A 12,375-nucleotide genomic window follows, 5' to 3' on the forward strand; every position below is an offset into this window, starting at 1 on the left:
GAAATTAACCCAATCTAACCAAACAGGAGCCCATGCGGCTCCTTTCTTTTTTCCTCTCCTTCTCACCGTTCCGGCATCATTCTAATGCGTTTTTAATAAGTGGAACTACATTGTTACAAAAAATTTTTGCGGCTTTTTGCAGTGTTATGCGCGATTTTCGTTCAATAGCGATTTTCGCAGCGCAGAATATCAAAAAAACATCGGGATATTTACTAAACGATTTCAAAACACGCGCTTACCTGCATGTTTCGAAATCGGATCAACAAAACATTTACACATTCTATTCTTAGAGTTTATGAAAAAAAAACTACTGCTTTTTTTTCTTGGAACGTTTCTGATGCTGGGCAGTGCCTTTGCACAACAGTTAACGGTTAAAGGAAAAGTGACGGCGGCAGACGGTCCGCTGCCAGGAGTAACCGTAAAAATCAAATCAAAGAACACGACTGCGCAAACCGACGCAGAGGGAAACTATTCTATCGCCACCAACACCGGCGAGGTGCTTGTGTTTTCGTATATCGGCTATGTAGCGCAGGAACGAACGGTCGGCACAGTAAACACCATCAATGTGACACTTGAGGCCGATGCCAAAGGCTTGGATGAAGTCGTTGTGGTGGGCTTCGGCACCCAAAAACGCGTTAACCTCACAGGTGCCGTCACAACAGTCGATGTTGCAAAAACTTTCGAAAGTAAACCGCTCACCGATCCTACGCGTGCGCTGCAGGGGGTTGTACCCGGCCTGACCATCACCTACGGAAATGGTGGGCTGACCTCCGCTCCCGGCATCAATTTGCGCGGTGTCGGATCAATAAACGGCAACAGCCGGCCGCTTATCATGGTGGACAATGTAGAAACGCCAGACCTCTCTGTAATCAATCCAAATGACATCGAGAGTATCTCTGTGTTGAAAGATGCTGCCAGCACATCTATCTACGGTGCACGCGCCGCCTTTGGGGTTGTGCTTGTTAAGACCAAGTCGGGCAGGAAAAACGCGCCTACCTCCGTTACGTATACAAATAACTTTTCATGGAATCAGCCTACCGTACTGGCTGATTTTGCTGACCCCGTAGAAGAGCTTCAGGCCTTATACGATGCATCTGTCCGCGCCGGCACAACTTCTCCCGAAACATTCGGTATGCAGCTGACCAAACTGCGCGAAGGCATTATCCGTTGGAAAAACAATTATTCGGGTAACACCGGAAATGAGATGATCCTGGGTCAGGATTTTGATTACCAGGATGGCCGCGTCTACTTCTACAAAGTGTGGGATCCGAAAAAAGAAATGCTGAAAGACTTCACTACCCAGAATAATCACAATATCCGCGTACAGGGTGGAAGCGATAAAATCGGCTATTACCTGTCAGCAGGTTACGCAAATGATAACGGCATCATGAAGCTGAATCCCGACGAGGTTAATAAGTACAACATCACCGGTTCAATCAATGCCGCCGTTACCAAGTGGCTGGACATAGACGCCAAGTTTCTATACAGGAATTTCAAGTACGAGTACCCTTATCAATATCAAAACTATTGGTATTATTTCTGGCGCTGGGGATCATATTTTCCTTATGGCACCTACCAGGGCAACTATTTCCGGCATACACCAGCCTACCTGGCCGGCGCACAGCGCGCAGACCTAACCGCTAATTACAATCGGATCGACCTGGGCGCTACCGTAAAGATTACAAAAGATCTGAATTTGCGTGCTGATTACACGATTGGCCGAGATAATGCAATGAGGCATGAAGCTGGCGGACCAATCAATGCATGGGACTTCTGGACGGCAGGAACCCCGCCAAAACTTGTTAATATTGCTACGGCCGGACAGGATATCGTTAACTACACCGGAAGCCGGAACTATGTAAATACCCTGAATGCTTACCTGACCTATCAGAAGTCAATTGAAAACGAACATAACTTCAAACTAACCGCGGGTGTAAACAGCGAGACTTACCAGAATGTAAACTTCACCGCCGGCAGACAAACACTGCTCGACCCAACCCGCGGGGAACTTCCGCTGGCCGTTGGAACTCAGTTTGCTTCAGGCGGCCGTGGTCTGGGTGCTTATGCAGGATATTTCGCCCGCGTAAACTATGATTTCCAGGGAAAATACCTGCTGGAAGTAAATGGCCGGTATGACGGCTCGTCTGCCTTTTCTAAAAAGGACCGCTGGGGCTTCTTCCCATCGGCATCTGCGGGCTACCGCCTGAGCGAGGAAAAGTTCATGCGCTTCAGCAAGCCATTTATCGACGACATCAAGATACGTGCTTCCTACGGCTCTGTAGGCAATCAGAACGTTGGTGGTCAGTACTACATCCCAACCATGTCCGGAACAACGGCAAACTGGATCACCCCTTCAGGCACCACGCTGGTGCAGGGTATCAATGCGCCGATTCCGGTGGCCGAAACCCTGACCTGGGAAAAAATACAGACACTTGATATCGGTGCTGATTTCCGGTTCTGGAAAAACTATATGGGCTTAACATTCGACTGGTACCAGCGCGATACCAAGGGTATGCTTCAAAACACGGTTGTAGCGGCGACATTTGGCGCCGGCGGACCACGCATTAATGTGGGTAATTTCCGCAACCGCGGTTATGAGATCAGCCTTGACTTCAATTACCCTGTAAATAAAGATCTGAACGTTAATGCCACGCTGACACTCGCCGATAACAAAACGGTATTTACCAAATGGAACAACCCTTCTATGGTTATCTATCAGAACGGTGCCGGCTACTACCCGGGGCAGACTTATGGCGAAATCTGGGGTTTTGAAACAGACGGGTATTTTACATCAGCAGATGATGTAAAAAACTCACCAAGCCAGTTCGCCCTGCAAAACGGAAATTTCGTATACGGCGTGGGCGATGTAAAATATAAAGACCTCAATGGTGATGGCGTGATCAACATGGGTAAGACAACGCTGAATGATCATGGCGACCTCAAGGTGATAGGCAACACGCAGCCACGCTATCAATACGGCGCACGCTTTGGCGGCACATTTAAAGGTTTTGATCTGGATATTTTTATGCAGGGTGTAGGCAAACGCGCGTATTGGGGCATCGGTACGATGGTTATCCCGGCATATGGCAACGCTGATATTATGTACGCAAACCAGATGGACTTCTGGACACCTGAAAATACCGATGCATTTTACCCGAGGCCTTACATCGGTAATGCCGGCACCCGCATTTCCAACTTCCCGGCAAGCGGCAATAACTTTTACCCGCAAACAAAATATTTGCTTAACCTGGCTTACCTGCGGTTGAGAAACGTTACGCTCGGTTATACGCTGCCGGCAAACACGCTGAAGAAATTTGGTGTAAGCAAATTCAGGCTCTACCTGAGTGGCCAGAACCTGGCAACATTCTCGAACGTAGGTGTTCCGATCGATCCGGAGATGACAGACGGCGAAGCCGGTTATACCGGACGCACCTTCCCTTTCAACAAAATGTATTCGTTTGGTGCCAATTTAACTTTCTAAAGGATTTAGATCATGAAATTTTTCAAATCAATCATACTCTTTTCATTTATAGCCGCCGTGCTGGCGTCCTGCACGAAGGACCTGAATGTAGATACGCCCGACCAGTTCTCTGACGACAACTTCTGGACGAGCGAAAACAATGTGCGCAGCTATTCATGGGGTTTTTATAACCTCTTTACGGGTTTCGGAACAGGTACATCGGCAGACTTTTATTTCTCAACACTGAGTGATGACCAGAATGCCGCCACGTTCCAGAATTTCACGCTGACAGCTCCGCCCACCTCAGGCGACTGGGATTGGTCATACATCCGCAAAGCGAATATCATGCTTGAGCGTATAGACCAGATTGCGATGAGCGATGATGCAAAACGGCACTGGAAAGGTGTTGCACGTTTCTTCCGTGCTATGGACTATTTTAACAAAGTCAAACTTTTTGGCGGTGTTCCTTATATCAGCAAGTCGCTGGATGTTTCGGAAGACAACCTCATTTACAAACCGCGCGACAGCCGTCAGCTTGTTATGGACAGTGTGCTGGCAGACATCAATTACGCGGTTGCAAATATCCGTGTGCGCGACGAAGACAATACCGTAAACCAGGATGTTGCGCTTGCGCTGAAAGCCAGAATCTGTCTTTTTGAAGGCTCTTACCGCATCTATCATACCGAGCTGGGACTAAATGATGCCGGGAAGTTCCTGACCGAAGGAAAAGATGCCTCAGAGAAACTGATGACCGGTAAATATGTGCTGAACCCTGACTATCGTACAATCTACAGCTCGATGGATCTTGCCGGAAACAAGGAAGTGCTGTTATACAAAAAATACCTGGCCGGTGTGCTGACCCATTCCGTTATTGGTTATACAAACAGTACCACGCAAATGGCAGGGCTCACTAAATCTGCAGTAGAAGCCTACCCGGCTACAGATGGATTGCCTATTGGCCAATCGCCCCTTTACCAGGGTGATGCAAATATTACAGCTGTACGCGCAAATCGCGACGCACGGCTAACGAGCACAATCAGCGATTTCCTTGCTTACAACGGATCGCTTGTAAATGGCTACAGCACAAGCACAGGCTATCGGCCGGCAAAATTCCTGCAGCCTGCATCAAACCAGTTGGCACCATTCAATGAAACAGATGCCCCGATTTTTTATTATTCTGAGGTGTTGCTGAATTATGCAGAGCTCGTTGCGCTGATGGAAAAACAAGGCACATATGCTGTAACGCAGGCAGACCTCGACAAATCGGTCAATCTGCTCCGCGCGCGTGCCGGTGTGGCAAAACTGGTTGTTCAGGGCGGAGGTAACGTTGCCTCTGGTGCCAACGGGGCAACCACAATTGCAGACCCAAAACGTGAAGCTGACATCTCACCGCTTATGTGGGAAATCAGGCGTGAACGCCGCACCGAGCTCATGATGAATGGATTCCGTTACCAGGATGTGCTGCGCTGGAAGAAAGGTTATTATCTGGACAGAACCCAGAATCCGGATGCATTTCTGGGCGCAAAAGTTCCGGACAACGGCAGAGTATTGAGGAATGCGCAGGGTTATATTATGCCATACGCAGCAAGTTCGGTCCGCACCTTTGTCGATCCGAAAAATTACCTCTCCCCCATTCCGACCGGGCAAATCAGCCTCTACCCTCCGGGTGTGCTGAAGCAAAACCCGGGCTGGGAATAAATGTAAATCGATTGGTTCGGGCGCGAGGCCCGGACCTTTTTTGTTCTATGGGCCCTCATGGTACACGGAAGGTTTCCAGCCAATCTTCGCAGGGGCAGTCGTAATCGGAAATGGTTTGAAGGCGGTGGTAGCGGGGGCAGGGCGCGGCTAAGATGGCTATTTGAAACCTGCTAGCTGATTCAATACCGTCGGCCCAAAGCCGCAATTTCAGCATACGCCTAAAAAGCATTTTGAGCGCGTATTAACCCTTTTATTAAGAAGTTACAAAAAAAGGCCGGCCAAACGGCCAGCCTTTAAGATCTGTATGGTATCTGTACTTAGAACAATTTCCAACCGAGGCTCAATTGCCAGACGTTGGGACGTTGTTTGTAACGGTCGCTGTTGCTGATATTGCTCAGACCGGCTTCATAACGCAGGTCTACAGCCAAATTACCCACATCTACACCAGCACCAAACTGTGCAGCAAACGCATTGTTCTTATAGTTTCTGAAGTCTGTAGCCTGATCATATGCAGATGAAAATGTTGCGTTTTCATCAAGAACAAATGACACGACCGGACCAGCCATAAAACGCAGGTTTAATTTGTCTACGCCTACCCGAGTACCGAGTAAAACCGGGATATCAAGGGTTGTAAAGCGGACTTTACCTTCGGCTTCCACTTCTGTGCCGCTGTTATTGGTAAAACTTACAAACCGGTTTCCCTTGCTGCCGAAATACGCTTCAGGTTGTACATAAAAGCCGCTTCCGATGCGGGCCCAGGCACCAAGCTGGTAACCGAGACGGTTCTCTTTGTCAGCAAAATCGGTACTCAGACTTGCCAGATTGACGCCGGCTTTTAGTCCCAGGTTAAACTGGGCATGCAGCGATCCAACACTCAGGATCAGCATTGCAACTAGTAAAATGCTCTTTTTCATGGTTTTCATTTTGAGTTATTTGAGAACGCAAAATTAACACAAAAAGTGTTCCGCTGCGGCAGCGGCTTGTTCGGGGTGATTTCAGCATATCTCCATAGGGCTGACATAGCCTCAGCTTCAGATAATACCCCGGGAATCTCAGCTGTATTTAACACCTCGCTTGCATATCATGCGGGCCGGGTGGCGTTAGAAATTTATTGTTACTTTTATAAAAACCTGACCCTATGAAAGCGATCATACTAAATGCGCCCGGCGGCACCGAAAACTTTGAGATGCGTGACGTACCCAAACCAACCCCCGGCGAAGGTGAGGTGTTGATTCGTACTGTGGCTGTCAGTATTAACCCGATCGACTGGAAAACGCGTCAGGGAAAAGGCGCATGGCAGCGTATTAGCCAGGAACAACCGGTCATTCTGGGCTGGGACGTATCGGGTGTAATCGAATCGGTTGGCCCGGGCGTTCATGATTTTAGCGTTGGGGATGCGGTATTTGGCATGGTCAACTTTCCTGGTCACGGCCGTACATATGCCGAATATGTCCTTGCCCCATCCAATCAATTGGCTAAAAAACCGCAAAACATCAGTCATGCTGAAGCAGCAGCCAGTACCCTTGCTGCCTTGACCGCCTGGGATGTACTTTTTACGCATGCAGGCCTTCAGGCCGGACAGAAAGTCCTCATTCATGCGGCCGCCGGTGGCGTTGGCCATTTTGCGGTCCAGTTTGCACACCATGCCGGTGCTTATGTGATCGGAACTTCCTCCGCTGAAAAGCGTGACTTTGTACTGGGCCTCGGCGCGCAGGAACACATTGACTATAAAAATGAGGATTTTTCATCGCTGGTTCAGGATGCCGATCTGGTTGTAGATACCATAGGCGGCGAGGTTTTTGAACGCTCGCTGAAAACCATCAGACCGGGAGGTCAGATCATCACCATTCCGACAGGCTATGTCGACGACCCGGCAGGAAAGGCCGCTAATGCAGGTATTCGCGGACAACATATAACCGTAAAAAGCTCTGGTGAGAATCAACGCGCCATCGCGAACCTGCTCGAAGAGGGAAAAGTGCGTGCCCACATCGACAAAGATTATCCGGTCAGTGAGATAGCCAAAGCCCATGAGGAACTGGAGAAAGGAAATACAACCGGAAAGATCGTACTTCACTTCGGGTAACGAAAGCTTCTGCAGGTATCAAAATTATTTATTATTCCCCTGTCTCGACACAAACAGCCCGGCAAGAACCAGGATAATTCCGCCAATCGTATAGATCCCTACGCGCTCGCCAACAAGCAGGGCAGCGATCGTAAAGCCGAAGAGCGGACAAAGAAACAGCCACAAGCCGGCCTTAATTGTATCTGATCGCGTTAGCCAGAGCCATAACTGTACCGCACCGATAGAAACAGGGATAGCAAGCCAGCTAACCGACAACCAAAAGGATGCGTTAAAATTATTTTTCGCCGGGTCATAAAATGCGATGAGAAAGGGGAGTAATACCAGACCGCCAATCAGGGTTTGCCAGCCATTGATGGTAAAAAGATTGAGGCCGTCCCACTTTTTTGAAGAAAAATAGATTGCCGCCAGTGAGTAAGAAAACATGCTGGCCAGCAATATAGTAAGACCCCGGGTTGTTACCACGGCATGACCCAGCAATGGCCAGGCGGTACAAAACACGCCCGCAAGACAAATAAACAATGACAGGATAATCTTACTTTCCAGTTTCTTACCCAAAAGAAACACCGCCATTACGCTCATAATAACTGGGTTCACAGCTACGGCAAGCGCACCGATTCCGGCGGTAACCTCCTGCATGGCTATGACATATAACCCGAGATAAACGGCGATATTTAAGGTACCATAGACAGCTATCTGAAGCCATTCACGGCCTTTGGGCAGCCGATACCTTTTGATCAGGTGTGCATACGCGAGCATCAGGACTGCAGCCAGTGCAAACCGAACTACCGCGATAAGCATGGGTTGTGCCACCTGCAGACCAACCTTGGTAGCGGTTGAGGCAGACGACCAAAGGACGGCAAAGAGCAGTCCGGCGAGGATCCAGGAGCTTTGTTTTGGTTTGTTCAATTCTATAAACGATCAGCACAGCAACAGGCTTGAATGCTGCGAAAGCAACCCCTTGATGGGCGGTATTCGCCAACCATCAGGGCTATAACCTTTGCCAGGCGCGAATTTACTGGTTTTAGCCGGAGGCAATTACTGTAAGCAGAAATTTACGTAATGGCGGTTGTCCCTGCTCCTAACGGTAGACCGCTATTTTGTGCGTACGCAAGAGGTATGACGATTTGGTTTTCTTACCCGCAAGCTGGAACGAAATCACCTTCGAGGGCTGGAGCGGCATGTGACAATCTATGCAATCCTTACCCATGGTTAACCTGCCGGCATGGAGACCTGTGCTATGTTTGGGCTGAGGATGGCAGCTGCTGCACACCTGTGTATAGGCGCGCATTGTTTTCGGCTTATCATGCATGGTATGGCATGACTGGCACTCCAGCTTACTTCCCTGAAAACACCTGCTTTGCGCTAACAGATCAGACTGTTTGCCGTGCACATCTGCATGCTGCGCCCCGTATTCGCCGAAAGCCGGTGCCTGGTAATCTTTTAAGACATCTCCCGGTACAAACGAGAAGGTACTGCGTACCATTGGCTGGTTGTTACCCGAATGACATACGGCGCATGCATCCAACCTTTGGGCCCTCGAAAGTTCACTGTACCTGCTAATGTGAGCAGCCCGTTTCCGGCCAGGATCAGACTGATGAAACCGTACATGTTTTGCGGCCGGTCCATGACAGCGTTCGCAATCGATACCGGTAATCAGGCTTCCTGTGCTGTAATGTTCCGTTCGTTTAAAACCGGCTGCGGTTTCAACCGTTGTGCCGGCAAATGACGCGTGGCATTCAAAACAGCGTGAAACGATGCTCCGTCCAAAATAGGGCTGGTCTGCCGGGAAACCGGGGCTGTTTGCCCAGGCGCCATGAGATGTAAAATACGATAAGGGCAGCTGAAAAAGCCGGTCACCCTGCCAGTACGCAAATGTAAAAGCCCGTTTGCCCGACCCAAAATACAAACCGGCTGTAAAAGATTCCATCGGTCGCCCGGTATGTTCCCGAACCTGCATCAGGGAATCGGCACGCACCCGGACATGCACGGTATCGCCGGCGGCAAAAGGAAAACTTGCAGCCGGGGCAAGGTGGCTGATGACAGCGCCCGCTTTCCCTGAACTATGGGCATGTAGGGCGGCAATGCCGGAGGCTGCCGCCTGAGGATGACAGGCCGCGCATGTTTGCGAACCGGCATATTCCCCGCCCCGCGGGTCGGGAGCCATAGCTGCTTCCGGCATACACCGCGCAAGCAGGAAAACCAGCACGCCGATCGCGATCAGCACGATAAGTGACCTGGCCTTCCTGACCTGCTTCATGAGCTATTTGCTTAACTCAAGTGTATACAAATCGAATCCACCTTCATCAGCCCTGAGAACCAGTTTTTGAGTCCCGGGTTCAAGCTCAATGCCTGCTATGGTTGTTACGACAGGGCTACCCTGGCTTTTTTCCAGCTTAGCGCCTGCCAGCCGCATACCGTTAAGTAAGAGTGATGCCGTGCCTTTACCTTCAGAGTTTTCAGCGCGAAGCACAAGTTTATAGCTGCCCCCCTCCTTTACCTGTACGGTGTAAGCAAGCCATTCCCCTTTTTCAATGTGATTAACATAGGTGATTCCACCCTCTTTCATCGCAATGTCTACACCGTCATTACGGTAAGCACGGCCTCGGTTACCCGGTGTGTTTTTACCGGTAGATACGTGGTAATCGGCCGTATCGTTATCAAAATAGGCAAAGCCATTTTTACCCAGATCGTAATCAGCTGCGGCCATGACAAGTTTGCGCTCAAGCACATGCGCTTTGAAAGGCCGCGTTTCTGATGAATGAGGCTGACGCAGCATCGCATCGATCACATCATACTGCACCAGGTTATTTTTTATGTGCAGGTCTTCGGCCAGCCGGCTTAATCCGCGCCATGCCGTCTCTGCATCGGGCTTATCGCCCCTACCGCCCCAAAAGGCTGTAATCTTGTCATAGTCGGCATTAGAGGGGATCTGCAGCGGATTATTGCCGCCAAGTTTCTTGAGCGGCCACCATGCCCAACCGATATTGTTTTTTTCGAACAGTGCAATGGCCTCGGTAAACCAGACGTTTGAATTTTCGCCGGTTTCGCCCAGCCAGGCCGGCATGTTGTACTTTTCGCGCAATTTCAGCATTTGCGCAGCAGATGCGTCATCGTTGAAGCTCCAGTACTTGTGAAAACTTAGGGCCATGTTTTTGTCCCATGTAGGCTCAATCCCATTATAGTTATTCCCCCAGCCGTTTCCTTCTATGATAACCAGGTGTTTTTTATCGACCGTACGAATGGCTTTTGTAATATCCTGCAACAGCTTTTGCAAGGGTGCATTCAGCTTTTCTTTAGTACCGTTCTTATCACCTGCCGGATCCGTAAAGCCCCAGTTCGGTTCATTGATAATGTCATAAGCGCCAATCCATGGTTCATTTGCATACCGTTGCGCCAGTTTCCGCCACAGCGCGATAGTTTTCTGCCGGTTTTCTTCGCTGTCCCACAATGAAGGTACCGCCGGGTCTCGATCAGAAATATTGAAATCGTTTCCTTGTCCGCCAGGCGCCGCATGCAGATCCAGAATCAGGTACATCTGGTTTGCTTTGCACCAGGCCAGCAAGCTATCTGTCATGGCGAAGCCTTTTTCAAGCCAGGTTTGCCTGCCCTTTACCGGTTCTTTTTCAACCGGGAGTGTATAAAGTGCATAATGCATAGGCAGCCGAACAGAGTTGAAACCCCAGCGCTTCATTGAATCAATGTCTGCCCTCGTGGTGTGGTTGGCAAGCCACTTTTCGTAAAATATTTTTGTTTTCTCTGGGCCGACGAGGTCCTCTATCCGCTTGCGAATCTTATGCTGCTGCCCTTCACCATTCACGCGAAGCATATAACCCTCCTGGAGCATCCAACCGCCAAGCCCGACGCCGCGTAACAGCACATTCTCGTTTTTTTCGTTTACAATGCGCTGGCCGTCGGCGCGAAGAAAGCCCTGACTGTATGCCGCCCTGCTCAGAAGCAAAAGCGTGCCGAGTAGAGCAAGAAATATATAATGAAACTGCTTGGCAGGTAACCGGAGTGTTTTTGTTGTCGTTTTCATTTGTTTGTGTGCTGTTATATTCGTTTATGAACCCTTACCCAGTCTACGTAGACCGTACAGGGAAAAATTGCTTCAGGCACGATGGCGCCGCCATATGTCTGGTTGTCGTTGCCGCCTACGCCCGCAGAAAGAATCAGATAAAAGCGGTGTCTAAACGGATCCCATTCTGTGAAATGGTTCGAATATTCTGAAATGAACGTTCGTTTTCCCGATATCGTCTTCAATCCGTCCTGATCCTGACCATCGGGTTTCCCGTTATCAAACGCCCTGCCGTCGTCAAAATAGTGAACGTGGTAAACCTGGTTATCGATACTAAATTCAATCCGGTCGTCATGCCAGTCGGCCCGGTAAGTGAAAAATCTGCTGCTTCCCGCATCAGGGTTGCCCACCACGGCAGGCCAGCCTCCGTACGCAGGTTTGACAGCCGGCACTTCGCTCTGTGCAAAACTAAAATAAGTCGCTTTGTGAGCATGATTCCAGTCGCGGTATTGGTTGTTTTCCCAGAACCAGGCATAATGCAATCCGCCAAGGTTATGATATGGGACTGAGCCGACATATTCCATAATATCAATTTCACCACCCTGGGGCCACATCAAATCCTGACCCGCTGCAGTTTTCTCTTCCGGCATCAGCCAGAAAGCGAATCCCTGACCTTTGAAGCGAACATCGCGCGCCCAGATGCGTGCTTCTATCCGGTAGCCCGGGCCAAATGCAGCCTTACCGCGGGTATTTAAGCGTGCACTGGTATAGTTACGGTCCTGGTATTGCTCTTTCCTGGTTGAAACCGCCAGACAACTTCCGGCTTGTTCAACATTTTTTTCAATCCGTGCATTTTCCGCCCTGCCGGTAGCGCGGTCCAACTGGCCGGTGCCAAAATCTCCATTTACACCGGTTCCCGTTTCCAGCGTCCACTTTGTCTCGTCGATCGCCGTACCGTTAAATTCATCGTGCCAGGCAAGTTCATATCCGGGATAGATGATCACGGGCTGGTCGGGCACCTGGGGCGGTGGCAGTGTCTCCGGTTCCGGGATAACCTCTGTCCCTGTACTGCATGACAGGAGCATTGCGCAGCATACTGGAAAAATACGATAAATCCTT

The 12,375-nt window shown here is 49.8% G+C and carries 8 protein-coding genes; 3 read left to right on the forward strand and 5 right to left on the reverse strand.

Features of this window, described 5'->3' with window-relative positions; all coding sequences use genetic code 11:
- The first annotated feature begins 295 nt into the window (after positions 1 to 295).
- Both EJV45_RS09200 and EJV45_RS09205 read left to right on the forward strand, forming a co-directional pair.
- A complete protein-coding gene (locus tag EJV45_RS09200; protein ID WP_129715382.1) occupies positions 296 to 3,481 on the forward strand; it encodes a TonB-dependent receptor in 3,186 nt (1,061 codons plus the stop codon).
- Positions 3,482 to 3,493: 12 nt separating this feature from the next.
- A complete protein-coding gene (locus EJV45_RS09205) occupies positions 3,494 to 5,158 on the forward strand; it encodes a RagB/SusD family nutrient uptake outer membrane protein (RefSeq protein ID WP_129715383.1) in 1,665 nt (554 codons plus the stop codon).
- Positions 5,159 to 5,475: 317 nt separating this feature from the next.
- Here EJV45_RS09205 and EJV45_RS09210 read toward each other — a convergent pair whose 3' ends face one another.
- Positions 5,476 to 6,072, reverse strand: a complete 597-nt coding sequence (locus EJV45_RS09210) for a porin family protein (protein ID WP_129715384.1) — start codon at positions 6,070 to 6,072, stop codon at positions 5,476 to 5,478.
- Positions 6,073 to 6,296: 224 nt separating this feature from the next.
- On the opposite strand from EJV45_RS09210, the gene EJV45_RS09215 reads away from it, so the two are divergent.
- The gene (locus tag EJV45_RS09215) at positions 6,297 to 7,241 is read left to right on the forward strand and encodes an NADP-dependent oxidoreductase (RefSeq protein WP_129715385.1); all 945 of its coding nucleotides are present in this window, start codon (positions 6,297 to 6,299) and stop codon (positions 7,239 to 7,241) included.
- Between the two features lie 24 nt (positions 7,242 to 7,265).
- On the opposite strand, the gene EJV45_RS09220 is transcribed toward EJV45_RS09215, so the two are convergent.
- From EJV45_RS09220 to EJV45_RS09235, 4 genes are all read right to left on the reverse strand, one after another.
- A complete protein-coding gene (locus EJV45_RS09220; RefSeq protein WP_240755238.1) occupies positions 7,266 to 8,147 on the reverse strand; it encodes a DMT family transporter in 882 nt (293 codons plus the stop codon).
- 172 nt (positions 8,148 to 8,319) lie between these two features.
- Complete coding sequence (locus tag EJV45_RS09225) at positions 8,320 to 9,498, reverse strand: hypothetical protein (RefSeq protein WP_129715387.1); 1,179 nt, start codon at positions 9,496 to 9,498, stop codon at positions 8,320 to 8,322.
- Between the two features lie 3 nt (positions 9,499 to 9,501).
- Positions 9,502 to 11,277, reverse strand: a complete 1,776-nt coding sequence (locus EJV45_RS09230) for a cellulase family glycosylhydrolase (protein ID WP_129715388.1) — start codon at positions 11,275 to 11,277, stop codon at positions 9,502 to 9,504.
- Positions 11,278 to 11,291: 14 nt separating this feature from the next.
- Positions 11,292 to 12,341, reverse strand: a complete 1,050-nt coding sequence (locus EJV45_RS09235; protein ID WP_165305022.1) for a glycoside hydrolase family 16 protein — start codon at positions 12,339 to 12,341, stop codon at positions 11,292 to 11,294.
- Positions 12,342 to 12,375 lie beyond the last annotated feature (34 nt).

The organism is Pedobacter sp. SYP-B3415, from assembly GCF_004138205.1.
Classification (GTDB): Bacteria; Bacteroidota; Bacteroidia; order Sphingobacteriales; family Sphingobacteriaceae; genus Pedobacter.

What these genes read in the sequence shown, in the direction of transcription:
- EJV45_RS09225 (WP_129715387.1), bottom strand. Translation starts at nt 9,498, where the DNA reads ATGAAGCAGGTCAGGAAGGCCAGGTCACTTATCGTGCTGATCGCGATC.
- EJV45_RS09200 (WP_129715382.1), top strand. Translation starts at nt 296, where the DNA reads ATGAAAAAAAAACTACTGCTTTTTTTTCTTGGAACGTTTCTGATGCTG.
- EJV45_RS09235 (WP_165305022.1), bottom strand. Translation starts at nt 12,341, where the DNA reads ATGCTCCTGTCATGCAGTACAGGGACAGAGGTTATCCCGGAACCGGAG.
- EJV45_RS09230 (WP_129715388.1), bottom strand. Translation starts at nt 11,277, where the DNA reads ATGAAAACGACAACAAAAACACTCCGGTTACCTGCCAAGCAGTTTCAT.
- EJV45_RS09215 (WP_129715385.1), top strand. Translation starts at nt 6,297, where the DNA reads ATGAAAGCGATCATACTAAATGCGCCCGGCGGCACCGAAAACTTTGAG.
- EJV45_RS09205 (WP_129715383.1), top strand. Translation starts at nt 3,494, where the DNA reads ATGAAATTTTTCAAATCAATCATACTCTTTTCATTTATAGCCGCCGTG.
- EJV45_RS09210 (WP_129715384.1), bottom strand. Translation starts at nt 6,072, where the DNA reads ATGAAAAAGAGCATTTTACTAGTTGCAATGCTGATCCTGAGTGTTGGA.